This window comes from Euzebya rosea (assembly GCF_003073135.1).
Lineage (GTDB): Bacteria > Actinomycetota > Nitriliruptoria > Euzebyales > Euzebyaceae > Euzebya > Euzebya rosea.
Genome location: NZ_PGDQ01000001.1, coordinates 172,258 through 197,600, shown reverse-complemented (window position 1 = coordinate 197,600; position 25,343 = coordinate 172,258). Strand labels below are relative to the sequence as shown.

The 25,343-nt window shown below is 70.9% G+C and carries 23 protein-coding genes; 12 read left to right on the top strand and 11 right to left on the bottom strand.

The features are described from left to right. Nucleotides 1–1,000: 1,000 nt before the first annotated feature. Nucleotides 1,001–2,314, bottom strand: coding sequence for an IS256 family transposase (locus CUC05_RS00790; protein ID WP_240606173.1), 1,314 nt, complete (start codon nt 2,312–2,314; stop codon nt 1,001–1,003). Nucleotides 2,315–2,890: 576 nt separating this feature from the next. On the opposite strand from CUC05_RS00790, the gene CUC05_RS24375 reads away from it, so the two are divergent. After that, the gene (locus CUC05_RS24375) at nt 2,891–3,343 is read left to right on the top strand and encodes an HNH endonuclease signature motif containing protein (RefSeq protein ID WP_157965054.1); all 453 of its coding nucleotides are present in this window, start codon (nt 2,891–2,893) and stop codon (nt 3,341–3,343) included. A 251-nt stretch (nt 3,344–3,594) separates the two neighbouring features. Here the strand turns inward: CUC05_RS24375 and CUC05_RS00780 are convergent, their stop codons facing one another. After that, nucleotides 3,595–4,353, bottom strand: coding sequence for a hypothetical protein (locus CUC05_RS00780; protein WP_157965053.1), 759 nt, complete (start codon nt 4,351–4,353; stop codon nt 3,595–3,597). Nucleotides 4,354–4,389: 36 nt separating this feature from the next. On the opposite strand from CUC05_RS00780, the gene CUC05_RS00775 reads away from it, so the two are divergent. The 6 genes from CUC05_RS00775 to CUC05_RS00750 all read left to right on the top strand — a co-directional run bounded on the left by CUC05_RS00775 (nt 4,390) and on the right by CUC05_RS00750 (nt 12,146). After that, on the top strand, nt 4,390–6,603 hold the full coding sequence (locus tag CUC05_RS00775; RefSeq protein WP_170127885.1) for an ATPase, T2SS/T4P/T4SS family: 2,214 nt from the start codon (nt 4,390–4,392) through the stop codon (nt 6,601–6,603). 28 nt (nt 6,604–6,631) lie between these two features. Further along, the gene (locus tag CUC05_RS00770) at nt 6,632–8,920 is read left to right on the top strand and encodes an ATPase, T2SS/T4P/T4SS family (protein WP_170127884.1); all 2,289 of its coding nucleotides are present in this window, start codon (nt 6,632–6,634) and stop codon (nt 8,918–8,920) included. Between the two features lie 74 nt (nt 8,921–8,994). After that, entirely contained in the window at nt 8,995–10,389 is a 1,395-nt protein-coding gene (locus CUC05_RS00765) for a class I adenylate-forming enzyme family protein (protein ID WP_108664164.1), read from the top strand. Nucleotides 10,390–10,456: 67 nt separating this feature from the next. Then, nucleotides 10,457–10,696, top strand: coding sequence for a hypothetical protein (locus tag CUC05_RS00760; protein ID WP_157965052.1), 240 nt, complete (start codon nt 10,457–10,459; stop codon nt 10,694–10,696). Further along, entirely contained in the window at nt 10,693–10,935 is a 243-nt protein-coding gene (locus CUC05_RS00755) for a hypothetical protein (protein ID WP_108664162.1), read from the top strand. The genes CUC05_RS00760 and CUC05_RS00755 overlap by 4 nt, the downstream gene beginning before the upstream one ends. Nucleotides 10,936–11,027: 92 nt before the next feature. Next, the gene (locus CUC05_RS00750; protein WP_108664161.1) at nt 11,028–12,146 is read left to right on the top strand and encodes an Mrp/NBP35 family ATP-binding protein; all 1,119 of its coding nucleotides are present in this window, start codon (nt 11,028–11,030) and stop codon (nt 12,144–12,146) included. 98 nt (nt 12,147–12,244) lie between these two features. On the opposite strand, the gene CUC05_RS00745 is transcribed toward CUC05_RS00750, so the two are convergent. The 4 genes from CUC05_RS00745 to CUC05_RS00730 form a co-directional block, all read right to left on the bottom strand. Next, entirely contained in the window at nt 12,245–14,380 is a 2,136-nt protein-coding gene (locus CUC05_RS00745; protein WP_170127883.1) for a cell wall-binding repeat-containing protein, read from the bottom strand. 131 nt (nt 14,381–14,511) lie between these two features. After that, nucleotides 14,512–15,072, bottom strand: coding sequence for a phosphatase PAP2 family protein (locus CUC05_RS00740; RefSeq protein ID WP_108664159.1), 561 nt, complete (start codon nt 15,070–15,072; stop codon nt 14,512–14,514). 22 nt (nt 15,073–15,094) lie between these two features. Further along, complete coding sequence (locus tag CUC05_RS00735; protein WP_108664158.1) at nt 15,095–15,475, bottom strand: twin-arginine translocase TatA/TatE family subunit; 381 nt, start codon at nt 15,473–15,475, stop codon at nt 15,095–15,097. A 38-nt stretch (nt 15,476–15,513) separates the two neighbouring features. Then, nucleotides 15,514–16,623: a S1C family serine protease gene (locus CUC05_RS00730; RefSeq protein WP_108664157.1), complete on the bottom strand. Its 1,110-nt coding sequence runs from the start codon at nt 16,621–16,623 to the stop codon at nt 15,514–15,516. Between the two features lie 112 nt (nt 16,624–16,735). On the opposite strand from CUC05_RS00730, the gene CUC05_RS00725 reads away from it, so the two are divergent. Together CUC05_RS00725 and CUC05_RS25225 are read left to right on the top strand one after the other, a co-directional pair. After that, nucleotides 16,736–17,353: an O-methyltransferase gene (locus tag CUC05_RS00725; RefSeq protein WP_205712060.1), complete on the top strand. Its 618-nt coding sequence runs from the start codon at nt 16,736–16,738 to the stop codon at nt 17,351–17,353. Nucleotides 17,354–17,426: 73 nt separating this feature from the next. Continuing rightward, a complete protein-coding gene (locus tag CUC05_RS25225; RefSeq protein ID WP_205712059.1) occupies nt 17,427–19,778 on the top strand; it encodes an acyl-CoA dehydrogenase family protein in 2,352 nt (783 codons plus the stop codon). A 9-nt stretch (nt 19,779–19,787) separates the two neighbouring features. Here the strand turns inward: CUC05_RS25225 and CUC05_RS00715 are convergent, their stop codons facing one another. From CUC05_RS00715 to CUC05_RS00705, 3 genes are read right to left on the bottom strand one after another with little or no spacing between them, the layout of a single operon-like run. Next, nucleotides 19,788–20,225: a VOC family protein gene (locus tag CUC05_RS00715; RefSeq protein WP_108664155.1), complete on the bottom strand. Its 438-nt coding sequence runs from the start codon at nt 20,223–20,225 to the stop codon at nt 19,788–19,790. Nucleotides 20,226–20,266: 41 nt separating this feature from the next. Beyond that, on the bottom strand, nt 20,267–20,986 hold the full coding sequence (locus tag CUC05_RS00710) for a septum formation family protein (protein WP_108664154.1): 720 nt from the start codon (nt 20,984–20,986) through the stop codon (nt 20,267–20,269). Between the two features lie 7 nt (nt 20,987–20,993). Beyond that, complete coding sequence (locus CUC05_RS00705; protein WP_108664153.1) at nt 20,994–21,755, bottom strand: hypothetical protein; 762 nt, start codon at nt 21,753–21,755, stop codon at nt 20,994–20,996. Between the two features lie 167 nt (nt 21,756–21,922). On the opposite strand from CUC05_RS00705, the gene CUC05_RS00700 reads away from it, so the two are divergent. After that, nucleotides 21,923–22,303, top strand: a complete 381-nt coding sequence (locus CUC05_RS00700; protein ID WP_108664152.1) for a thioesterase family protein — start codon at nt 21,923–21,925, stop codon at nt 22,301–22,303. Nucleotides 22,304–22,332: 29 nt separating this feature from the next. Here CUC05_RS00700 and CUC05_RS00695 read toward each other — a convergent pair whose 3' ends face one another. Then, the gene (locus tag CUC05_RS00695; protein ID WP_108664151.1) at nt 22,333–23,787 is read right to left on the bottom strand and encodes a leucyl aminopeptidase; all 1,455 of its coding nucleotides are present in this window, start codon (nt 23,785–23,787) and stop codon (nt 22,333–22,335) included. Nucleotides 23,788–23,884: 97 nt separating this feature from the next. Here CUC05_RS00695 and CUC05_RS00690 point away from each other — a divergent pair, with 97 nt between their 5' ends. Then, nucleotides 23,885–24,370: a cupin domain-containing protein gene (locus tag CUC05_RS00690; RefSeq protein ID WP_157965051.1), complete on the top strand. Its 486-nt coding sequence runs from the start codon at nt 23,885–23,887 to the stop codon at nt 24,368–24,370. Further along, nucleotides 24,370–24,732: a thioesterase family protein gene (locus tag CUC05_RS00685; RefSeq protein ID WP_108664149.1), complete on the top strand. Its 363-nt coding sequence runs from the start codon at nt 24,370–24,372 to the stop codon at nt 24,730–24,732. The genes CUC05_RS00690 and CUC05_RS00685 overlap by 1 nt, the downstream gene beginning before the upstream one ends. Nucleotides 24,733–24,751: 19 nt before the next feature. Here the strand turns inward: CUC05_RS00685 and CUC05_RS00680 are convergent, their stop codons facing one another. Then, nucleotides 24,752–25,285, bottom strand: coding sequence for a hypothetical protein (locus tag CUC05_RS00680; protein WP_108664148.1), 534 nt, complete (start codon nt 25,283–25,285; stop codon nt 24,752–24,754). Between the last annotated feature and the right edge of the window lie 58 nt (nt 25,286–25,343).

Here is a 25,343-nt window from a genome sequence, read left to right as displayed (position 1 = left end):
TTGCTCCCAGGCGCGGAGCCCGAGGACCACGGACCCGGTCCGGAGCGCCGCTGGGAGTCGGTTGTCCACGAGGGGGCCGATCGTGGCTGATCGGGGTGCGGTCAGGATCCTGCCCACTCCAGACCGCCTTGGATGACACGGTCCATCAGCAGCCACGAAGCGGAGACGATCACCACTGACGAACCGTCAGAAATGCCGTTTGAGCTGGGGAAACACTCGATCCGAGACCGTCCGAGGCGGTATACTCGAACACACGATCGAGACAGGTGAGAGGCGGGGTTCGGGGTATGGGGTCAGGGGTGGTGGAGGCGGGTGAGGTGACCGAGCTGGTCACCCACCTGCATGCCCTTGCCACCCGGTTCGACCCCGATGCCATCCCCGACCCCGACATCGCCGGGCTGGTCGCCGACCTGGGTCGTGCCGGCCGGATCGTCGACGGGATGCTCACCAGGGCTGCCCGACGGACCACCGAGGCCGACGCCCACCACACAGCAGGGGCCAGGGACGCGGCGACGTTGATCGCCACCGCCACCGGCACCACCCCTGCCGCGGCCAGGAAGATGCTGCGCACCTCCGCACAGCTGGTCGACCAGCCCGAGGTGGACCGGGCCGTGACCGACGGGACCCTCTCCACCGACCAGGCGGTGGTGGTGTCCGAAACCGTGGCCGATGCGCCCGAGAGGGCGGGTGAGCTGATCGTGGATGCGGCCTCGCAGACGTTGCCGGAGCTGCGGAAGAAGGCGCGTGACATCCGCACCGCTGCTGATCCGGACCGGGAAGCGACCCGCCGCAGGCATCTGGCGCGGCGGGCGTTTCGGTCGTGGACGGAGACCGATGGCGAGTGGAAGGCGTTCCTGCAGGCCCCCGGTGACCTGGGTGCCCGGATCGAGGCGGCACTACGAGGCGAGCACGATGCGGTGTTTCGTGCCGCCCACGCCGCCGGCCGTCGGGAGGGGGGGTGTCCGCGTTTCTGTGTAGGTGCGTGGTGTGGTCATGGGGTTCAGCCCTGGTCGAGTCGGCCGGGGAAGAACAGTTCGAATTGGTTGATGGCCTCCTTCCATCCGTGGGTGCCGGGTCCGGGCTTGCCCTTGCTGCGCCACTTGCCGGTGATGTTGCGCACCCCGAGATAGAGGAGCTTGAACAGGGCGTCGTCGTGGGGGAAGTGCCCGCGGTTGCGGGTGATCTTGCGGAGCTGGAAGTTGACGCTCTCCACCATGTTGGTGGTGTAGAGCACCCGGCGGATCTCCGGCGGGTAGTCCAGCATCGGGACGAACCGGTCCCACGCATCTCGCCACACCTTGATCATGGCGGGGAACCGGGTGCCGTAGCGCTGGTCGAGTCGGTCCAGCGCGTCGGCCGCGGCGGCCTCGTTGGGGGCCCGGTAGATCTCGGCCATCATCGAGCTGATGGTCTTGCGTTCCTTCCAGTTGGCGTAGCGGGAGGACGCGCGCACCAGGTGGACCACACAGGTCTGCACGATCGCCTGTGGCCACACCGACTCGATGGCCTCCGGCAGCCCCTTGAGCCCGTCGACGCAGACGAACAGCACGTCGGCCACGCCACGGTTGGCCAGCTCGTTGACGATCTTGAGCCAGAACTTCGCGCCCTCGGCCTGTCCGATCCACACCCCGAGGATGTCGCGGTAGCCGTCTCGGTCCACGCCGATGGCGATGTAGGCCGACTTGCGGGCCACCACCCCGTTGTCGCGCACCTTGCAGCTGATGGCGTCGAGGTAGATCGCGGCATACACCGGCTCCAAGGGTCGGGTCTGCCAGGCCTTGGCGTCATCCAGGACCGCGGCAGTGACCTTGGAGATCAGGTCAGGGCTCACCTCAACGTCATAGATCTCCGCGAGGTGGGCCTGGATGTCGCGGACGGTCATGCCGCGGCCGTACAGGGCAATGATCCGGTCGTTGAACCCCTCGAGTCGTCGCTGGCCCTTGGCCACGATCGCCGGTTCGAACGTGCCGTTGCGGTCGCGGGGCACCTCGATGTCCACGGTGCCCACGTCGGTGTGGACCCGCTTGGGGGTCGTGCCGTTGCGGGAGTTGCCGCTGCCCCTGCCCACGGGATCGCCGCGGTCATAGCCCAGGTGGTCAGTCAGCTCGGTGTCCAGCGCAGTCTCCAGCAGCTGCTTGGTGAACTGCTGGACCAGCCCGCCCTCCCCAAGCAGATCACGGCCCTGGGACTGCCGCAGCAGCCGATCGATCAACCCGGGGTCAATCGCCCCCGCACCATCAACCAACCGCTCCGTCACCGAGGACGGTTCCACCGGCGCCACCGCCGGCCTGTCACTGTCGATCTTCTCGTTCATCGTGGTACCTCCCAACGCCGACTCAACGGCGTCGTATCAGGACCACGCACTTACACAGAGGATCTGACACCCTCTCGGGAGGACGATGCCTGCTACCGCTTCGATGCCCTCCTCAACCTGCTCGACCACCCCACCCATGACCCGACCGGCACCACGACTCCCCCGACCGCCACGGACTCCCAGAAGGGCACCAGCACGCCGGCCCAGTCGATGCTCCTGGGGACCACCGAGGACGATGGCCCCGACTCACACACCCCCAGCAGCACCGACGCGAGCAGCAGCATCACTGGCGGCGTCGAGCCGGGCCGAGATGCTCCAGGCGGCACGGATCGGAACCGCACCACCAGGGACAGCCCACCCGGCCGCCAGGCCGGCGGGCCGGACCCCGGCGCCCATGTCCAGGACCCGGACACGATCCACGACGGGTCCGGCCGGACCGACCGGACCGACAACGACCCGCCCAGCGACGACCCGGACAGGCACCAGGGCTCGGATCCGACCACGAGCGATCCAGTCGCCGGACCGGGTGGCCATCCGCCGTCGCAGCGACATCGACCCTCCGGCAGACAGACCAAGGTGATCATCCGCGTCGACGGCTCCGCCCTCGTCCGCGGCGAACTCGCCGACGGCGAGATCTGCGAGATCGCCGGCATCGGCCCCGTCGCCCTCTCCGCAGTCCGCGAGCAGATGCTGGATGCCCACATCGCCTACGTCATCACCAACGCCACCGACGTCACCGTCGCCCACCTCGGCCGACAGGTCACCGCCAAACAACGCACCGCACTCCACGCCCGCGGCTACCAATGCGAGGTACCCGGCTGCACCGCCGACCACCTCCTTGAGATCGACCACGTCACCGGATGGGCCATCACCCGCACCACACGACTGGACGACCTCGCCTGGCTCTGCGCCGCCCATCATCGGGACAAGACCAGACGCAACCACCAGCTCCACGGCCCACCCGGACAACGCATCTGGACCACCGAGGGCGGCGTGGAGATCAGCCGCGACCCACCCCTCGCCGCCTGACGAGGCGGACGGCACGCGACGGAGTCCCAGCAGGACCATCGGGGCACTGCGCGGCCGAGGCTGACACCCCGAGCGCTGTACCCACGGTCGGCCCGATCCCGATCGGCACCCCGCCTGTCGCTGCAAGGTGCGACCCAAGGCACTCGTTCACCGCCTCCGCGCCGCTGCCACCGCTACCGACATGAAGGCACCGGCCACGCAGCCGCGACCCACCCCTTTCGGGGGCGGACAGCCCCGGATGCGGATCGCGGTCAGCGAATGCGACGCCGCTGGGCCATGACGCCGCCGGCGATCGCCAGGATCGCCAGGAGGGCAACGCCGCCCTGCAGCAACCAGGCGGTCAGGTCGAAGCCGGGGCGGACGTAGGCCACCTCGACCACCTGCTCCTGACCCGGAGAGAGGTCCAGCACGACCTGCTGCGCGCCCTCGGGGTCCTCGGGGTCGACCGGGGTCGTGACCGTCGTCGATCCCTCGACCAGCGGTACCGGCGTCGTGACCACGAACGTGTAGGGAACGACCGCGTCGACCTGTGGTGCCAGCGCCTCCAGTGGCATGCCGGCATCCGCCGCTGCCACCTCGGTCAGCTGGAACGGCACGCTCCCGCTCAGGCTGACCACGTCGGTCTCGGGGTCCAGCGACAGCGTCATGGGGCCGAGCAACGACGCCTCGGGGGCGTCCAGCGCGCCACGCAGCTCCTCGTAGCGGACACCGAACTCCTCGGGACCGTCGAAGCCGCTGCTGACGGTGACCTCGAGGAGGGTGCCGTCCTCCGCCTCGGCGGTCATCAGGTCCCAGCCGTCGAGGACCTCGACACGCTCGACCAGGCGACCCAGCGGGTCCACACCGGCCGAGCCAGCCATCTCGACGAGCTCGGCATCCGGTGAGATGGTCAACAGCAGCTGCCCACCTCCCTCGTCGTCCAGATCGACCCGCGTTTCCAGGCGCAGCTCGCATCCCGTGGCCAGCACGAGCAGGAGAACAATCAGGACTGCATGGCGAAAGGTGCTCAAGATCGGGGGCAACACTACCGACTGAAGACAAGAACCATGACTCAGGAACGACGAAGCAAGAAGCCGATCGGCGAATGGCTGGTCGCCGAAGAGCTGATCTCCCAAGGAGAGCTGCTCGAGGCCCTGGCGAGCCGGATGGTCATCGACGGCAAGCGCGAGCGGTTGGGCGAGACCATCGCCCGGCTCGGCTTCGTCGAGATGCAGGACGTCTCCCGCATCGTCGCCAAGCAGTTCGGCCTGGAGTTCGCCGGCACGACCCTGCCCGAGCCCCACGCCAGCGCCCGCGAGGCCGTTCCCGAGTCCCTGGCCCGCCGCCACGGCATCGTGCCGATGTGGACCGAGCAGGACGGCACCCTCGTGGTGCTGACCGCCGACCCGACCGACATCGTCGCGATGGACGACGTACGGCTGTCCGCAGGTGCCCGCCGCCTCCGGCCGATCGTCACCTCCCCCGACCGCATCGGCGACGCGCTCAAGCGGGTCTACCTCTCCGACGGCTCCCGCACCGGCGCGCTGCTCGACCAGATCTCCACCGACTCCGAGTCCATCGCCGACGAGGCCGACGACATCGTCGACTCCGTCGAGGAACGTGCGCCGGTCATCCGCCTGGCCGAGCAGATCATCCACGACGCCCTGCACGGCAACGCCAGCGACATCCACGTCGAGCCCGGCAAGAACTCCTCCCGCGTCCGCTACCGCATCGACGGTGTGCTGCAGGAGGTCATGCAGATCCCGAAGAACGTCCACGGTCCGCTCATCAGCCGGCTGAAGCTGATCGCGTCCCTGGACATCGCCGAGCGCCGCCGTCCCCAGGACGGTCGGTCGACCTACCGCAGCAAGGACTCCGAGGTCGACCTCCGTGTCTCGACCCTTCCGCTGCTGTACGGCGAGAAGATGGTCATGCGTCTGCTCCGCAAGGGCGCGGAGCAGCTGCAGCTGGACGAGGTCGGCCTGTCCCCCGAGCAGCACGCCAACGTCCTGGCCCACATCGAGCGACCGCAGGGCCTGTGCCTCCTGACCGGCCCGACCGGTGCCGGAAAGACCTCGACCCTCTACGCCTTCCTGTCCCACCTCTCCGACGACGAGCACAACCTCATCACCATCGAGGACCCGGTCGAGTACGAACTGCCCGGGGTCAACCAGACCCAGGTCAACGCCCGGATCGGCTTCACGTTCTCCTCGGCACTGAAGACCGTGCTGCGCCAGGACCCCGACGTCGTCATGGTCGGTGAGATCCGCGACCTCGAGACCGCCGAGCTCGCCCTGCAGGCCTCGCTGACCGGTCACATGGTGTTCTCCACCCTCCACACCAACGACGCCCCCGGCGCCGTGACCCGCCTCGCCGACCTCGGCATCCCCGACTACCTCATCGCCTCGTCGCTGACGATGGTGGTTGCCCAGCGCCTCGGCCGCCGTGTGTGCCCCAGCTGCATCGGCCCACACACCCCGACCCAGCGCGAGATCGACCGGCTGCGGCTGACCCCCGAGGACATCGCCTACGACGGCTGGGTGACCGGGCACGGCTGTGCCGCCTGCGGCCACACCGGCTATCGCGGTCGCATCGCGTTCATGGAGATCCTGACCGTCGACAAGGGCGTCAAGAACGCCATGATGGCCAAGGCCGAGGAAGCCGAGATCCGGCGTGCTGCACGCCGGGCGGGCCTCGTGTCGCTTCGCGAGGACGGCCTCGTGAAGGCTCGCGACGGCATCACGACCCTCGAGGAGGTCCTGCGGACCACCCCGACCGACGCGGTGGAGGAGCACGACGAGCACGTCGCCGCCGTCGCCGCAGCCGCGCTCGCCGCGCGGGCCCCGATGGTGCCGGCCCAGCCGGCGCCCGCCCCCGTGCAGCCTGCCGTGCTGGCTCCCGTCCGCGAGGAACCCAAGCGGGTGGTCGTCGCCGATCCCGACGAGGAACACCGCGTCGGCGTCGCTCGGGCACTCCGCGACAAGGACTACGAGGTCGTCGAGGTCGGGTCCGGTGAGGACGCCCTCGACGCCGTCGCAAGGACGCGCGCCGACGCGGTGTTCGTGTCCGCCGAACTCGAGGACGTCGACGGGTATGCGCTGACCCACGAGCTGCGTGGTCGACAGGTCACGGTCGACACTCCTGTGTTCGTGATGAATCCTGCCGATGAGGATGCAAGGCTCGACGCGGTCAGGGCAGGTGCCACTGATGCCGTCAGCACCAGGACTACCCCGAAGAACGCGTTGAACCGGCTGGAAGAGCTGCTGGAACACGTGGACTGAACCGGATCGGTTGGATCGGATGGACGGAGTGAACACGAGGAAGCGCCTCGGCGACCTGCTGGTCGACGAGGGCGTCCTCACGCTGCAGCAGGTCGACGAGCTGCTGTCGTCTCGTATCGAGATCGACGGTCGACTCGAACGCCTCGGCGAGGCTGCGGTCCGGCTCGGGTTCTGCACCCAGGACGAGATCGGCATGGTCCTGGCCCAGCAGATGGACCTCGAGTACCGCGACGAGCACGTCCTTCCCGTCGACGCCGAGCTGGCCTCGCGGATCTCGCGGAGCCTGGCCGAGCGCCACCTCGTCATGCCCCTGTGGGCCGAGGACGGCGACGTCGTGGCGGTCGCCTGCGTCGACCCGACCAACATCGTCGGCCTCGACGACGTGCGCGTGGCCATCGGCGCCCGCCGGCTGCGCATCGTCGTCGTCCCCACCAAGACGCTGCGCCAGACCGTCCAGGAGGCCTACGGCGTCGAGGCCCGGGCCCAGCAGGACGACTTCTTCTCCGCGTACCGCAAGGAGGAGGAGGAACCTGAAGAGCTCGAGATCACGGCCACGAGCGAGAACGACGGCCCGATCATCAAGCTGGCCGACGAGATCATCCTCCGTGCCCTGACCGGCGGCGCCTCCGACATCCACGTCGAGCCGCGTCCCGACTCCATCGTCGTCCGCAACCGCATCGACGGCGTGCTGCACGAGACGATGAACCTGCCGCGCCAGATCTCGGGCCCCTTGATCTCCCGCATCAAGCTCATCGCCGGCCTCGACATCGCCGAGAAGCGCAAGCCGCAGGACGGCCGCGCCCACTTCCGCGGCAGCGACCGGCCCGAGGATGCCGTCGACCTTCGCCTGTCGACGCTCCCGACGATGTTCGGCGAGTCCGTCGTCATCCGCCTGCTCCGGCGCGACAACGCCCGCCTGACCCCCGAGGACATCGGCATGTCCTCCGCGCAGGCCGCCCAGGTCCTCTCCGCCGTCGAGCGCCCCCAGGGCCTCGTCCTCGTCACCGGCCCGACGGGGTCCGGCAAGACCTCGACCCTCTACACCTTCCTGCAGCACCTCGCGACGGAGGAGCGCAAGCTCATCACCGTCGAGGATCCCGTCGAGTACGAGCTCGAGGGCGTCGTGCAGTCCCAGGTCAACGAGCGGGCCGGCTACACCCTCAACCGGGCGCTGCGCACGATGCTGCGCCAGGACCCCGACATCGTCATGGTCGGAGAGATCCGCGACCCCGAAACGGCGGAGCTCGCACTGCACGCGTCGCTGACCGGTCACCTCGTGCTGTCGACGCTGCACACCAACGACGCCCCGAGCGCCGTCGTGCGCTTGGCGGAGCTGGGGATGCCCGGCTACCTGATCGCCTCGGCCCTGACGATGGTGATGGCGCAGCGGCTGGTCCGGACCGTGTGTCCCGACTGCACCCGCGAGGTGCCGCCCAACGACCGGCACCGCCAGCGCCTGTCCCTTCCGCCGGACGCCCGCTTCGTCGAGGGCGCGGGCTGCAACGCCTGCATGCACTCCGGGTACCGCGGACGCGCCGGGGTGTTCGAGATCCTGACCGTCGACGGTCCCGTCCGGGAGCTGATCGCCGACAACGCCAGCACCGACGCGATCGCCCAGGCCGCCCGGGCCGGCGGGCTTCGCGGCCTTCGCGAGGACGCCATCCACAAGGCCGGTCAGGGCATGACGACCCTGGACGAGGTCCTGCGCGTCACCCCGCGCACCGAACACGCGGCCAACCACTGCCCGGTCTGCGCGCAGCAGGTGGAGGTCGACTTCCGCACCTGCCCGTGGTGCACCGCGGACCTGCGACCCAACCAGTGCGCGGAGTGCGAGCGTGCGCTCGACCCGGCCTGGCTGGCCTGCCCGTCGTGCGGAACGGCCACCGGCATGGTCACCGGCCCGGTGGCCGTCGACGGCGAAGGTGATCCCTCGACCCTGCCGCGGATCCTCGTCGTCGACGACGACCCGAGCGTCCGAGGCGCCCTGCAGGCGATGCTCGCCGGCGACTTCGAGGTGGTCGAGGCCGACTGCGGCGAGGCCGCCCTGGCCGCGGTCCACGCCAACCGCTTCGACGCGGCGGTGATCGACAAGGGCCTGCCCGACCTCGACGGCTACGCGGTCACCCGCGAGATCCGTGCCCGTCCCACGGTCCGCGACCTGCCGATCATGATCATCACCGGCTACGACGACCCGGAGACCGAGATGGAGGGGCTCCGCGCCGGTGCCGACGACTGGCTGGCCAAGCCGGTGGACCTCGAGGTCCTCATCGCCCGGCTGACCCGCCTCCTGCGGCGCCGCGCCATCCACGCCGCCTGACCCGGATCGCCCTTCCGCCACAGTCCCTGCCCGCCGCAGGCCCCATCGGACCCAGCGGGTAGGGTGACCGGCCGATGACGACGTCCTGGGAGACACTGGCCTGCCATGCCGTCGGGGCCCTGCGGTCCCACGGTGCCGACACCGGCGACCGGGTGGTCCTGCTCGCCGACAACAGCCCGGCGTTCCTGGCCTTCACGTGGGGTGCCCTGCGCGCGGGCATCGTCCCGGTTCCGCTGAACACGGCGCTGTCGGACCGGCAGGTCGCCGAGCTGGCCACAGACGCCGACGCCACGCTGGTGGTGACGGACCGGGCCAACGTCGGCCGCCTGGACCCCGACCTGCTGCTCGACGAGGCAACCCTGCTTGCGGCCCGCCCCGCCGACGACCTGCACCCCGTGCCCCTCGCACGCGCGATGCACTACACCTCGGGCACGAGCGGCACGCCGAAGGGGGTGTGGACCGGTGTCCTGTCCCCCGACCTGGCGGCAGCGTGGGCCGACGACGAGACCACGGCCAACCCAACCGGTCCCGACGACGTGCACCTGGTGTGCTCCCACCTGTTCCACTCCGGCCCGCATCGGTACGCGCTCAACACGCTGAACCGCGGCGGCCACGTCGTGGTGCAGCCGCACTTCGATGCCGGGGAGACCCTCGCCGCCATCGAGCGCCACCGGGTCACCACCGCGTTCATGGTCCCCACCCACCTGTCACGGCTGCTGGACCACCCGGACCTCGCGACCACCGACCTGTCGAGCCTGCGGTGGATCCACCACGCCGGCGCCGCCTGCCCCGAACCCCTCAAGCGTCGGGCCCTCGAGGCGTTCCCCGACGGGGTGCTGCACGAGTTCTACGGATCGACGGAGGGTCAGTTCACCGACATCACCCCCGCGGAGTGGCTCGAGCGGCCCGGCTCGGTCGGCCGGGCCCGGACCGGCCGGACGCTGGAGGTCACCAGGGAGGACGGCAGCACCGCCGACGTGGACGAGGTCGGCACCGTCTGGGTCTCCTCGCCCCCACACGCCCGGTTCGCCTACTGGCGCAGCCCCGACGCGACGGCCCGCGCCTGGCGGGGCGACCGGTTCACCGTCGGGGACCTCGGCTCGCTGGACGCCGACGGCTACCTGACGCTCTCGGGCCGCCGCACCGACCTGATCGTCACCGGCGGCGTCAACGTCTACCCCGCGGAGGTCGAGCGGGTCCTCCTCGCCCACCCCGCCGTCGCCGAGGGCGTGGTGTTCGGCGTCGCCGACGAGGAGTGGGGGCAGCGAGTCACGGCGGCAGTCGTCGGTCGCCGCGGGACCTCACCGGACGGTGAGGAGATCAGGGCGTTCCTCAGGGCTCGCCTCGCCGGGTTCCAGACCCCCAAGGCCGTCCTCGTGCTGGACGACCTGCCGCGCACCGCCTCGGGCAAGCCGTTGCGCAACGTCCTGGCGACGCAACTGTCGCCGAAGGCGCCGAACCAGACTTGATCGATCGTTCGAACAACTCCTCGGATGGGCAGGGTGACGCCACACCCCCCACCGAGGAGACGACCCGATGCCATCAGTCATGGACCGCACGAGCGAGGCGACGTCAGCCACGTCACCCCGCACCGACGCCGACCGGCGTTTCTGGGCGACCAAGGTCGCCTTCATGGTCGCAAGCTTCCTGTCCCTCGCGCTGAGCGTGACGCTCTGGGCGCTCGGCAACCAGACCCAGGCCATCTTCGTCGGCCTGTGGGTGCCCAGCATCCACTCGCTCGGCACGTTGGTCCTCACCGGGGAGCGCACCCGATGAGCGACCAGGTGCTGCTGCTGATCGGCACGATGATCTTCGCGGTCACCGTGTGGGCGACCCTCGCCTTCGGCTACTGGCGGTTCGGCGAGTGGTACGACCGCAACCCAGCCGAACCCGAACCGGACACCGCCACGCCGGTCGGCCTCGACGGGAAGCGACTCCTCGTCGTCGCCGACGGACGCACGGACGGCGACGCGGAGGACGCGCAGACGATGCCGGTGGACCGCCTGACCGCCTGACCAGCCACCCCTCCTGCGTCGCCTTGGGCGGGATCTCGGGCCGCCGATACCATGACGGTCCCCCGCAATCCCTCAAGGAGAGTGTTGTTGCCATGCCCACGACCGACCAGGTGATGCAGGCCCTCGGCACGGTCAACGACCCCGAGATCGGCCAGCCGATCACCGACCTGGGCATGGTCGACGGCGTTGACGTCGCCGACGACGGCAAGGTCACCGTTGACGTGCTGCTGACCGTTCCCGGCTGTCCGATGAAGGACACCATCACCCGCGAGGTCACGGCCGCCGTGCAGAAGGTCGAGGGCGTCACCGCCGTCGAGGTGCGGCTGGGTTCGATGACCGAGCAGCAGCGTGCCAGCGTCGCGGAGAAGGTCCGCGGCGGCGCGGGCCGTGCCCCCGGCGGACAGGTCGTCATCCCCTTCGCCGAGACGGACAGCCGCACCAAGGTCGTGGCCATCGCCTCGGGCAAGGGCGGCGTCGGCAAGTCCTCGGTCACGGCCAACCTCGCGGTCGCGCTGGCCAACGAGGGCCTGAACGTGGGTGTCCTCGACGCCGACGTGTGGGGCTACTCCATCCCCCGGATGCTCGGGGTCGAGGGCAAGCCGGTCGCCTTCAACAACATGGTCATGCCGTTGCAGGCCCATGGCGTGAAGGTCATCTCCATCGGCTTCTTCGTCGACAGCGAGCGCCCCGTCATCTGGCGTGGCCCGATGCTGCACCGCGCGCTGCAGCAGTTCCTCGCCGACGTGCACTGGGGCGACCTGGACTTCCTGCTGTGCGACCTGCCCCCGGGTACCGGCGACATCGCCATCTCCCTGGCGCAGATGCTGCCCAACGCCGACATGCTCGTCGTCACCACCCCGCAGCAGGCTGCGCAGCGGGTGGCGTTGCGTGCCGGCCAGATGACGGCGCAGACCGGCATGCGGGTCTCGGGCGTCATCGAGAACATGGCGACCTTCGTCGCCCCCGACACGGGCAAGGAGTACCGCATCTTCGGCGAGGGCGGCGGCCAGCTGCTGGCGGCCGAGCTCGACACCGAGCTGTGGGCGTCCATCCCGATCGACCCCCGCCTGCGGGAGGGGTCCGACAACGGCACACCGATCGTCGTCGCGGACCCCGACGCCACGGCGTCGCAGCGGTTCACCGAGATGGCCAAGCGCCTCGCGAAGACCAAGACGTCGCTGGTCGGCAAGTCGCTCCCCCTGAAGTTCTGACCGGTCGTCGGCTTCCCGGCCCTCGAGCCGGACTCGCCCCGCGGCACGAAGGAGCCCGCACCATCCGGTGCGGGCTCCTCGCGTTGTTGGGGTGTGTGCTAGCCGGCGCGGGGCTGGAACAGCGGGTTGCGTGCCAGCATGAACGCCTGGTCGGCCGTCATGGTGCTGGACAGGCCGGTCCAGAACATGAAGTTGTCGCCGAGCTCGCCGCACTCGACGTCGTCGACCTCACCGTTGTCATCGGCGTCGTTGGCGATGTCGCACTCGGGGGTGTCGGCAAGCAGGTCGTGCTCGATGCCGTCCGCCTGGGTGGTGTGGGCCAGGCCCATCAGGTGGCCGGCCTCGTGCCACGCCACCGGACCAGCGCCGAGGATGCCCGGCTGGCCGTCCTCGGTGTCGGGGACGTCGGTGGCGATGATCACGCAGCTGACGCCGAAGCCGCCGAGGACCACGCTGCCGGGAAGCCCGGAGGACAACCCGTCGATGCCGACGTCCTCGCCACCCTCGGTGATGCGGTCCACGAACGCGAAGTTGAGGGCCCGACGGTCGGTGTCGGCGTCCACGATCGCGCGGCACAGGTCGGCGATGTCGGTGGTGCTCGAGTCGACCACCGAGTAGTCCGTCCTGACCTGCTCAGGGGCGGTGGTGAAGGACGTAGCGCCCGGGTGCAGCCCGAAGCCGCCCATGATCTCCTCACCGACGGTGTCGAAGACGTCCACGACGGCCGCCTGCTCCTCCGGGGTGTCGACGTGGCCCACGGTGCTGACGTCGACGTAGTTGACGTCGATCTCCTGACGGGCGGCGGGGTCGCCGGACTTGACCAGCGCCACGACGCGGGAGATGGGGGCCTCGGAGGAGTAGGTGAACGCGTAGTCGCCGGCCGGCAGGGTGTCACCCTCGAACTGGCCGGGGAACTGCGGCAGGGACAGTGCGACGTCGGGACGGTTGCTGTTCTCGGGGATGTCCTCGGCCGTCAGCGCGAAGCCGTCGGGACCGGTGACGCCGTCGATGACCATGGTCCCGTCGGAGGTGCCGCCCTGGACCATGAAGAGCACGGAGATGTCGCCCTCGGCGATGGGCACCGTGGCGGTGCCGCCGCCGTCCTCGGGAAGGGGAAGCTCGACGATCCGCAGGTCCTCGCCGATGCCACCGGGACCGTCGCCACCTGCCAGCGCCTCGGCCTCGGCCTTGACGGCGTCGGGGACGGCGGTGGCCGGGCCGATCGTGGTCACGGCCGGCATCTCGCGGCCCAGGTACCCCGCGGTGGTCGTCGGCACCGAGTCGGCGGTGACGTACAGCAGCGGGGCGTTCTCCGAGGCAGCGGCCACGCCGCCGGGGAGGGCGTAGGTCCAGAAGGTGTCGGTGAACCCGTTGACGATCGCCACGGCGTCGCCGGCCAGCTCACCCCACAGGTCCTCGGCGATGCGCAGCGCGGTGTCGTCACGGGTCACGCCGGCGATGCGCCGCACCTCGGTGTCGGTGCCGGCAGCCTCCATGACGAGGGTCTCGACGTCTGCGGACAGCGCCGCGGTGCCACCGAGGAGGATCACGTCGTCCCACGGGTCCTCGCCCGGGGCCAGCAGCGTCCCGACGGCCTCGTGGAGGGAGTCGGTCGGGGTGACGACGATGGGCGTGCCGGTGGCGGCGGCCCAGGCACCGGCCGTGGCCGAGTCAGCTGGGTTGTCGTCACGGGCGATGAGGAGGGTCTCGCGGGGGCCGTCACCGACGACGTCGAGGGCGATGTCGACGGCGGTCTCCACGCGGGACGGACCGGACAGGCGGTCGATGCACCAGCCGGCGTCGGTCAGGTCGGCGGCCAGCTCGGCCCCGAGTGCGGCTTCCCCTCCCAGCAGGACGACGTTGGCGTCGGTGCACTCGTCCTCGGCGGGGGACCCGAGCAGGCGGGTGAGCTCGGCAGCGACGGCGTCGTCGAGGCCCGCGGGCGCGGGGTCGACCAGCAGCAGCACGCCGTCGGCGCCGGCCGCGGCGGAGCCGGCCAGGTTGTCGGGGAAGACGTCGTTGCGGCCGAGTGCCACGCGAGTGGCAGCGCCGTCGGCGACGGTCCGCTGGGCGATGTCGATGGAGGCGGCGGTCGGTGCATCGGACGCACCGATCCGGTCACCGCTCGGGAGCGCGGCACCAGCAGGGGTGGCGAGCAGACCGGCGAAGACCATCGCCAGCAGGAGGACCAGCGCCAAGGGGCGACTCGCCCCGGGCATGACACGTGCAGCCATGAAAGTGAATCCTTGCGTCGAGTAATGGAACCGCTCTCCCCCGATTGACGCGCGGAAGAGTAGACGACCGCGACGGCCCGCAACACACCCGACATTCCCGACCAGCCGATGGCGGTCGCGAGCGCGTCCGGTCAGTCCCTCCTGGTGCGCACCAGCGACTCGACACCACGGGCGATGGACCATCCGAGGGCGGCCCCCGCGACGGTGTCGCCCGGGTAGTGCACGCCGACGTGGATCCGCGTCAGGGGAACCCACACCGCGATCGCCGTCCACGGCCAGCGGCGTCCACCGGCGGCGCGACGCGTCATGAGCGTCGCCATGGCCGCAGCGACCGTGGCGTGCCCCGAGGGGAACGAGGACCCGGTGGGAGGCTTGATCAGCCGCTCCAGCGCCGGGTCGGCCTCGAAGGGACGACGCCGGTTGAACAGCCGCTTGCTCTCCTGGCCGATGAACCATGCGGCGGTGCCGGCGATGGCCAGGTCGGCGGCGTCCCGACGGTGACCCGTCGCAGCCAGCAGGCCGGCCGCACCGGCGACGGTGTACATCGACCCGAGGTCGGTGGTGTTGACCGCCAGGGTGTCCAGGGCGGGATGGCGGCGGATCAGGCGACGCCATGCCGTCGCCAGCCGGACGTCCAGCGGGCCGATCGGGTTGACGAGGCTGCGGACGCGGCGAAGCAGGGGGTGGGTCATGGGGTTGCGGACCGTCGCAGGATCAGGTCGCGTCGGGGTCGAACGGGGCGTTGCCCGGCTCGAGCCCGTTCGCCGACATCGCCATCTCCTTGGGGCCTCCGGTCGAGATGCCCTTCACCTCGTCCATCGTCTCGTTCATCGGCCCGACGATGGCCTGGGTCGCGGTGCCCTTCAGGTCGGTGAGGGAGCTGCGGAGCTGTCGTGCCTCACGGGTCAGCTCCGCCAGGTCCTCGTCGACCCCCGCGGCGTCCCGCAGCTCGCCGAGGGTCTTGTTGGCCTCCCGGCGGACCTGGCTGACGGTGCGCCCGACGGTGCGGGCGATGCCGGGCAGGCGGTCGGGGCCGAAGATGAACAACGCGAGCACCGCGAGGCCCACGAGCTCCCAGAAACCGAGGCTGCCCATGTGTGTGCGTCAACTCCCGCGTCGACGGCCGTGGGCCGTCAGGACTGATCCGACCGCAGGGTGACCGTCACCGAGCGGTGCTGGTCGTCACGGACCAGCTCGACCCCGAGGGTACCGCCCACACCGGCTGCGCGGACACGGTCAACGAGGTCGTCGATGGTCCGCAGGAGCTCCCCGTCGACGGCCACGAGCACGTCACCCTCCCGCAGGTCGACCGCCGCGGCCGCCGAGCCGGGGCTGATGGACTCCACGAGCACACCCCCCGGCAGGTCAGCGGCCAGTGCCTCGTCCGGGGTCAGGGACCGTCCGCTGATGCCGAGTCGCGGACGGTCGACGGTCCCGTGGGCGATCAGCTGGGCCACGGTGTCGGCAACGATGTCGACCGGCACCGCGAAGCCGACCCCCGACCCGGAGGGCCGGTCGCCGGACAGGACGGCGGAGGTGATGCCGAGCATCCGTCCCTCGCTGTCGACCAGCGGGCCGCCGCTGTTGCCGGGATTGATCTCCGCGTCGGTCTGCAGGGCGCGGGACAGCCGCAGGGTGGAGCCGTCCAACCCCGCCAGGTCGATCGCCCGGTCGATGGCGCTCACGACCCCGACGGTGACGGTGCCGTCCAGGCCGAAGGGCGCGCCGACGGCGACGGCCAGCTGGCCGACCCGGATGTCGTCGACGTCGGCCCGGGCCAGCGGGGGAAGGTCCGTGCGGCCGACTCGCAGCAGGGCCAGGTCCGCCTGCGCGTCGGTCCCGACGAGCGCAGCCGGTTCGCTGCGACCGTCGTGGAAGACCACCTCGATGCGGGTGGCCCCGGCGACGACGTGCAGGTTGGTGACGACGTGCCCGCTGTCGGACACGATGGCACCCGAGCCGTTGCCCGCGCCGCTGCCGATGCCGTCGACGTCCACCCGGACCACCGAGGGCAACACGACCTCGGCCACGGCGGCCACCAGGTCGGGGTCGGCGACCCCGTCGACCTGGATGACCGGACGGGCCACCGGCCCGGCAGGCCCCTGCCTGCCGGGGAGCACCAGGGCCACCAGCCCAGCCCCCACGAGGACACCGATGAGACCCGCGACGGCAGCCACCCACACCAGGGACAGCCGTCCGGTCGGCGACGTCGACGGCAGGTCTGCGACCTCGGGTTCCTCCACGCTGCCAGCATGCCGGACCCGTCGGACCCGGGCATCGCGGCGACCGTTGTCGTTGTCGTGTTCCCGACGCCTCGGCAGGTAGGCTGCCTGCGAGATGCTGAACGATCAGCGCGTGACTGCGTACCTTCGATCCCATGCCGAAGGGGAGGACGAACCCCTTCGGGCCGCTCGTGCGCGCAGCGAGGAGAGCGACATCCCCGCGGTCAGCAGCGAGATCGGCTCGGTGCTGCGCTTCATGGCCCGCGCCACCGGTGCACGAACCGTGGTCGAGATCGGCTCCGGCGGCGGCTACAGCGGCCTGTGGTTCCTCGGCGGCATGGACCCCAAGGGGATCCTGACCACGATCGAGATCGACTCGGGCAACCAGTCGCTGGCCCAGCAGGCCTTCAACGAAGCCGGGCTGACGTCCCGAGTCCGGTCGCTGCTCGGCCCTGCGCTGCTGATGCTGCCGAAGCTGGCGGACTCCGCCTACGACATCGTCTTCATCGACGCGATGAAGTCGGAGTACCCCGAATACCTGGAGCACGCCAAGCGCCTGCTCCGTCCCGGCGGCGTGCTGCTGGCCGACAACGTGCTGTGGTCCGGCAAGGTCGCGGATCCGCTCGTCGACGACGAGGACACGCAGGGCCTGCGCACCTTCAACGAGACGGTCAAGGACGACCCGGACCTCGCCAGCATCCTGCTGCCGATCGACGACGGCCTGATGGCTGCCGTCCTGCGCGCCAGCTGACCTCCCGCGGGGGTTCCCCCGCCACGGCCCACGATCAGGCACGAGACACGGAACGGGTCTATGTTCCACGTCCATGAGGATCGAGCCGTTCACCGAGGACCACGACCAGCTGCGCCAGACGATCCGGAAGTGGGTCGCCGAGGAGATCACCCCCCACGCCGCGGCGTGGGAAGCCGAGGGGATCTTCCCCCGGGAGGTGTTCAGCAGGGCCGGTGAGCTGGGGTTCCTGGGCCTGTCCGTGCCCGAGGAGTGGGGCGGGTCCGGCGGCGACTACTGGGCGACGGTGGTGTGGGGCGAGGAGCTCGGGCGGGCCGGCTTCGGTGGCGTGCCGATGGCCCTCGGAGTGCAGACCGACATGGCCACCCCGCCCATCCTCGAGTTCGGCACCGACGCGCAGAAGCGCCGCTGGCTGGAGCCGGCGGTGCGGGGCGAGAAGGTCGCCGCGATCGCCATCACCGAACCCGACGCCGGCTCCGACGTCGCCGGGATCCGCACCCGGGCGGTGCGTGACGGGGACGACTGGATCATCAACGGCGCCAAGACCTACATCACCAACGGGACCCGAGCGGACTTCTGCACCATGGTGGTCCGCACGGCTGGCCAGCCCGGCGACCACTCCGGGGTCTCGCTGTTCCTGGTCGACACCGACCTGCCCGGCTTCACCGTCGCCAAGAAGCTGGACAAGCTGGGGATGCGGTCCTCCGACACCGCTGAGCTGTCGCTGGTCGACGTGCGCGTGCCCGGCGAGGCCCTGCTCGGCGAGGAGGGCATGGGGTTCGCCGAGATCATGTGGCAGCTGCAGGGCGAACGGATCATCGGCGCGCTGCAGGCCGTCGGCACGGCCGAGCAGCTGCTGGAGCGGGCGACCGCCTACGCCCGCGAGCGCACGGCGTTCGGCCGTCCCATCGGCCGCTTCCAGGTGCAGCGCCACCGGCTGGCCGAGATCGCCACCCGCATCGAGGCGACCCGCCGGCTGGTGTACGAGACGGCCGAGGCGTGGGAGCGTGGCCTGTACCCCACCCTGTCGATCGCGATGATCAAGCTGGCGGGCGCCCGGCTGGCCCACTGGGTGTCCGACGAGGTCATGCAGCTGTTCGGCGGGTTCGGCTACGCCGAGGAGTCCGGTATCCCGCTGCTGTGGCGGGACATGCGGCTGCTGCGGATCGGTGGCGGCGCCGACGAGGTCCAGCTCGAGGTCATCGGCAAGCTGATCGAGGGGTCCGGCGGGCTGCGCGAACCAGCCCGTGCACAGGTCGCGGTCGGCGAGGACCGGGGCGTGGGTGTCCAGCCGCTGTACCGCGAGGAGCACGAGGCGCTGCGCAAGTCCGCGCGGGCGTTCGTCGAGGCCGAGATCGCCCCCCACGTGGAGGAGTGGGAGGCCGCCCGAGACTTCCCGCGGGAGCTGTTCCGCACCGTCGGCGCAGCCGGGTTCTTCGGCATGAAGTTCGATCCGGCCCACGGCGGGTCGGGCCCCGACTTCGTCGCGCAGGCCGTCTGGATCGAGGAGCTCGCCCGGGCCGGCTCGGGCGGCCTCGCCGCTGACCTCGGCGCCCATTCCGACCTGCCAGCCCTCTACATCGACCGGGCGGGGACGGAGGAGCAGAAGCAGCGCTGGTTGGTCCCCTCCATCGCCGGCGAGGTCGTCGGTGCGCTGGCGATCACCGAACCCGACGCCGGCTCAGACGTCAACGGCATCCGCACCCGCGCGGTTCGTGACGGCGACGACTGGGTCATCAACGGCGCCAAGACCTACATCACCAACGGGTCCTGGAGCGACTTCGTCGTGGTCCTCGCCACCACGGACGCCGAGGCCGGGCACGGCGGGAAGTCCCTGTTCGTCGTCGAGGCGGACACCCCGGGGTTCGACCGGCGTCGCCTGTCGATGCTCGGCTGGCACACCTCCCACACTGGTGAGCTGTCGTTCACCGACGTCCGGGTCCCCGACGCCAACCGCTTGGGCGAGGAGGGGACCGGCTTCTACCAGGTGATGCAGAACTTCGCGTGGGAGCGGGTGTCGATGTCGCTGGGCGCCGTCGTGGCCGCGGAGGAGTCGGTCCTCGGCGCGATGGCCTACGGCCGCGAGCGGCAGGCCTTCGGCCGACCGATCGGCAGCTTCCAGACGTGGCGTCACCGGTTCGCCGACCTGGCCACGCGCATCGCCGAGGGCCGCGCCCTGACCGACCACGCGCTGCGGGTCATGCTGGCCGGGCGGGACGACGCCGCGGTCGAGGCCGCCAAGGCCAAGCGGTTCACGCAGCGGCTGGCCGTCGACTGCGCCGACTGGGCGGTGCAGATCCACGGCGGCGCCGGCTACATGATGGAGTACCCCGCCCAGCGATGGCTGCGCGACGCCCGGCTCGGCCCAATCGGGGGCGGCACCGACGAGATCATGGCCGAGATAATCGGCAGGTCGATGGGCTTCTGACCGGTTGCGTCAGCCGAGTTCTTCGGCGAGTCCGATGAGCAGGCCCTCCGGACCACGGATGTAGCACAGCCGATAGGCGTCCTCGAACCGAACCACCTCACCGACGAGTTCTGCACCGTGGGCCTCGAGACGGGACAGGGTCCGGTCGAGGTCGTGGACGGTGAACATGACACGCAGGTAGCCGAAGGCGTTCACCGGGGCGTTGCGGTGATCCGCGACGACCGATGGTGTGAGGAAGCGCGACAGTTCGAGCCGGCTGTGCCCGTCGGGGGTACGCATCATGGCGATCTCGACGTGCTGGCCGGGCAGCCCAGTGACGCGTCCCGACCAGTCCCCGTCGATCGTGGCCCGGCCCTCGAGGTCGAGGCCGAGCTGGACGAAGAAGGCGACTGCGGCGTCGAGGTCCTCCACGACGATGCCGACGTTGTCCATGCGCTGCACAGTCATGGGCAGGACGCTAGTGGGCATCGCCGAGCATTGCACTCGACCTAACCGGCGGCGTCCCGGACGGATTCGGTCTGCTCGCCGCGCAGGTCGTACAGGAAGCAGGCGACCACGCGGTCGCCCTCCGCCCAGGTGACGTCGCTGGGGACCAGCGGCGCGGTGAAGTACCGCGACTCGTTCCACGGCACGCCCACGTAGTCGGTGAAGGCGTCCTCCCGACAGATCGGGGCGACCTGGTCGAGGAGCGCTTCCTGCCCGGGATAGGGGGCGCTGGCGTCCCCCGGCGACAGCAGGACGGCGTAGATCTCGCTGCCGTGCGGGCCGTCGCAGGGGATCGGGGTGACGTCACGCGACGTGGTGGCGGTGCCGGTGAAGCAGTCGCCGACCGCGATCGACAGGCCGCCGTCGGGGATCACGGGGGTGCCCGGACGCGGTGGCGTGGTCGCCCCGGTGGACGGGGTGGCGTCGGGTTCGGTCCCCCCGGACGAGGACGGCGACGGCGACGCACCGCCGGCGCTGTCGTCCATGGTGCCCTCGGCGAGGGACTCCAGGCCGGCCGGGCGGTCCGGGTCGGCGTCGGCTCCGGAGGTCCCGTCGTCGTCGGCGCTGGCTGCCGTTCGATCGGCGCCGTCGTCCAGCACGGTGTCCGGGTCGTCTCCGGACCGGGTGACGGCGAGGACCACGCCGATCAGCAGGAGCAGCGCCACGACGGGCCCCAGCACCATCGCGGGGCCGAACGTGGGTCGACCGAGGCGTGACTGCACGACCCGATCAGCCCTCGACGAAGAAGCGGAACTTGGTGGCGAGCTCGGCGGAGAACGCCATGATGACCGCCAGGTAGAAGTACCCCGTCGCCGCCTGGATGGACTTGCCCCCCTCGTTGGAGAGGCGGATCAGGAACCCGGCGATGACCGCGCAGATGGCCACCAGGCCGCCGGCCAGCAGCACCGTGAAGTTCGCGGTCTGCAGGAAGGGCGAGAACTGGGTGGCGTCCGACGGCACCGGGTTCTGCGCGCTCAGCACCGCGGCGCCGATCGACATCACCGTCCCGGCGACGAACCACCATGCCGAACGGATCATGTAGTCCTTGCTCAGCCGGCGCTCGACCAGGTACCAGTGCCCCAGGAGCAGCCCGTAGAAGGCGGAGCCGAGGAAGATCGACCCGAGCACGAGCTCGGCGACGCCACGTCCCACCGCGGCCTCCCGCAGCGTGGCGTAGGCCGGAAGGCTGGCCACACCGGCAACCGCCGCAGCAAGCCCGACCCAGCGGCTGATGGACTCCTGGCCGATCAGCAGCAGGACCTGCCAGGCGACCAGCAGGCCGGTGAAGACCGCCAGCGCGGTGTTGACCGTGCTGCTCTCCCCGCCGGCGATCGCCCACGCACCCGCAGCGCACAGCGCCAGGAACACGCCGGTGAGGACGAAGAAGCCCTTGCGGACCACTCCCCACACACCGCCGGCCCACATGACGACCGCACCGCCGACCGCGGTTTCGAGCAGGATGACCGACATCACACCGGCAGCGCCGGACACTGGCTTCACCGTCCTGAACAGGGGTTGAGGGTTTCGGCGCTCGCCCGACGCGTCGTGCAGACGTTCGTCGGCGAGGACGAGATGGCCCTCCATACTGCCTGCACGGGCCCGTTCCCACCCAACCGGTGGGGTGGCCACCCGCCATCCAGACCCAGAAGGACGATTCCATGACCGATACCGACGGCCTCGAAGCCGGCCTGGCCGGCTCGGTCACCCACACGGTGACCAGCGACGACACCGCCATCGCCCACGGCTCGGGCGACGTGCCCGTGCTGGCCACCCCCCGTGTCGTGGCCCTGGCCGAGGAAGCGGCGTGCACGGCGCTCGTCGGCCACCTCGACCCCGATCACACCACCGTCGGGGTCCGCATCGAGCTCGACCACCTGCGGCCGACGCAGGTGGGCGGCGAGGTCACCGCCGCGGCGACCCTCGAGGACGTCGACGGCCGCAAGCTGACCTTCGTCGTCTCGGTCCGGGAGGACGACACGGAGGTCGCCCGCGGCACGCACCGCCGGGTCGTGGTGGCCCGGGAGCGGTTCGCGGGCTGAGCGGTCCTGCGCGACGCAGGCGCCGGCGGTCAGCTCAGGCCGGCGAGGTAAGTCAGCAGGGTACGGACGCCGAAGCCCGTGCCGCCTGCGGACAGGTAGTTCTCGTTCGGGGCCTCCATGAAGGAGGGCCCGGCGATGTCGAGGTGTGCCCAGGGGATGTCGCCGGTGAAGGCCCGCAGGAACAGCCCGGCGGTGATGGTGCCGGCGTGGCCCGCCTTGCCGATGTTCTGCATGTCGGCGACCGGTGACTTCAGGGTCTCGGTGTAGCGCTCGACGAGCGGCAGCGGCCAGATCTGCTCACCGGAGGTCTCCGCGGCGTCGCGCAGCGCCTGCACCAGCGCCTCGTCGGTGCCCATCACGGCGGCGACGTCCTCGCCCAGTGACACGACCTGCGCACCGGTGAGGGTGGCCATGTCGATCATCGCGTCGGGTGACATCTCGGCGCCGTACGCCAGGGCGTCGGCCATGACCAGACGACCCTCTGCGTCGGTGTTGAGCACCTCCACCGTGGTGCCGCCGTAGTGGCGGATCACGTCACCGGGTCGCTGGGCCGTCGCCGACGGCATGTTCTCCGCCAGCGCGCACAGGCCCGTGACCTTGACGGTGACGCCCATGTCCTTCAGCGCCGACATCGTCGCCGCGACGCCGGCGGCACCGGCCATGTCGGACTTCATGGTCAGCATCGACTTCCACGGCTTCAGCGACAGCCCGCCGGAGTCGAAGGTGATGCCCTTGCCGACCAGCACCACGTGGGTGGTCGCACCCTCGGGGGCGTAGGTCAGCTCGACCAGGCGGGGCGGCTCGGAGGATCCCTTGCCGACGCCGATGATCCCGCCGAAGCCACCCTCGGCCAGCTCCTGCTCGTCGCGGATCCGGACGGTGACGTCGGCGTCGGCGACGAGGGCGGCCATGCGGTCGGCCAGCGCCGGGGGACGCTTGTCGCCGGGCGGGCAGTTCACCATGTCACGCGCGGCGCAGACGGCGGCGACGACGACGCTTGCCCGGGCGATCGCGTCCTCGGCCTCGTCGACGGCATCGGCGGTGACGACGGTCACGGTCTCCACCGTCGGGGCATCGTGGGGCTTCTTGCGGTGCTCGGTGTAGGCGTACGCGCCGAGCCCGGCACCCTCGGCGACGGCCTGCACGACCGCAGCGTCACCGGAGACCCCGATCGCGAGGGTGGTGTCCTTCGGGGTGTTGCGGACCGCCGTCGCGGCGGCGCGGCGGTACACCTCCTCGTCGGGCTTCTCGCCCAGGCCGGAGACGATCAGCAGGCGGCCTCCGACCGGGATCCGCGCCACCTCGCCGACCTTGCCCGTCACGTCGACGGCGGCCAGCGCTGCGCCGAGGTCGACGCCGCTGGCCTCCGACATCGCGGCGAGCGCCGCGGCACGCCCCTCGTCGTCGGAGGGAACGAGCAGTGCCACCGCCCCCGCGTCGACGTCGGACAGTGGACCGGTGCTGAGCTGCAGTGAAGTGGCCATCGAGGCGGGATACTAGCGAGCAGCACAGTCGGGCACTCGGCCGATTCACCACCGTCCTCGGGCCGTGCCCCTGCCGTCGCCCTACACTGCCGCGGCGATGGACGACGACCCACCAGAGCAGACCACCCCCGCGCCGCCGGACGTGCCGTTCGAGCCGATCGCGGTCGACCTGCGCGACTACGTCGAGTTCGACCTCGACCTGCCGGCTGGCAGACGCGTCATGGAGACCGACGTGCTGGCGCTCGACCTCATCTGCCTCGAACCCCAGCAGACCCTCGACGCGCGCACGTTCGAGACGGCCGACGCCGTCTACACGGTGCTGGGCGGCCAGGCCTGGGTCGTCACCGACGATGCCGAGGTGACGCTGCAGTCCCTCCAGGCCGTGATGGTGCCCGCGGGGATCGCCCACGGGCTGCGCAACTCCTCCGCCGACCCGCTGATCCTGCAGGTCGTGACCTCCCCGCCCGACGAGGCGCCGGTGGTGCCGGCCGGCGTGACCGAGCAGTCGACGGCGGAACGTCGGGCCGCCGCGGAGAAGCCGGGCCTGCTCGACCGGTTGCGTCGCGGGTTGGGGAGCGGCTGATGCGCTGGCCTGCGGTGGGAACCGTCGTGTCGATGCGACGGGTGGTGCTCGACAGCGACCGTGCGGCGTTCGACGACGAGGACATCCACGACCTCTACTCGACGGTGGCGATGGTCCGCGACGCCGAGCACGTCTCGCGGTACCTCTTCCGGCAGGGCCTCGAGCCGGGTGAGGAGGGTGCGGGCGCGTCCATCCAGCTGCGCCACGATGCCCCCGTGCCCGTCGGTGCGACGGTCGACGTGGTCGCCACGGTCACCCATGCCGAGGGTCGCCGGATGGAGACGTCGGTCACCTTCGTGCACGACGGCGAGGTCAAGGCCACCGCCACGTTCACCCAGGTGGCCCTGGGCACCTCGAGCTAGCTGGGTCGCGACCCGCTCGTCAGGAGAGCTCGTCGGGGCGGGGCACCAGGTCGAAGGTGGCGGACAGCGACCCGTCCGGCAGGCGGACGTCGAACTCGCCCCGGTAGCGCTGCCCGGGCTCGACGACCTCGATGCGCAGCGTACCGGACTCTGCGCGGACCCGTCGGCGGTCCCCGAACTCGAAGTCGATGACCGCGGCGTCGAGGACCTCGTCGCACGCCTCGTCGGTGGCGCAGTCCGAGCCGACGGGCAGGACGGCCCCTTCCTGCAGCGCGACGGGGTTCTCGAAGATGACCCGCAGCAGCTCGCCGTTGATGTCGCGCGTCACGATGCACACGTCGCGGTCCGGCCCCTCGTTGACGTCGCAGTCGGTCGTGTTGAGGACCGGCAGCCCGTCGCTGACGGCGATCTGGCGGTCGCTGAACAGCCCGGACATCTGCAGGCCGGAGCGCCCGCCACGGGGGTCGGGCAGCACGTCGGGGGCGTCACCGCACGCCGCTCCGAGGACGGCGAGCAGCAGGAGGAGGAGGGGCAGCACTCTGGCGGAGGTCACCCGAGGAGTTGTACCCGCCTGCCGCGGGGCCGCCACAACCCGCGCCCCGGACGTGTGA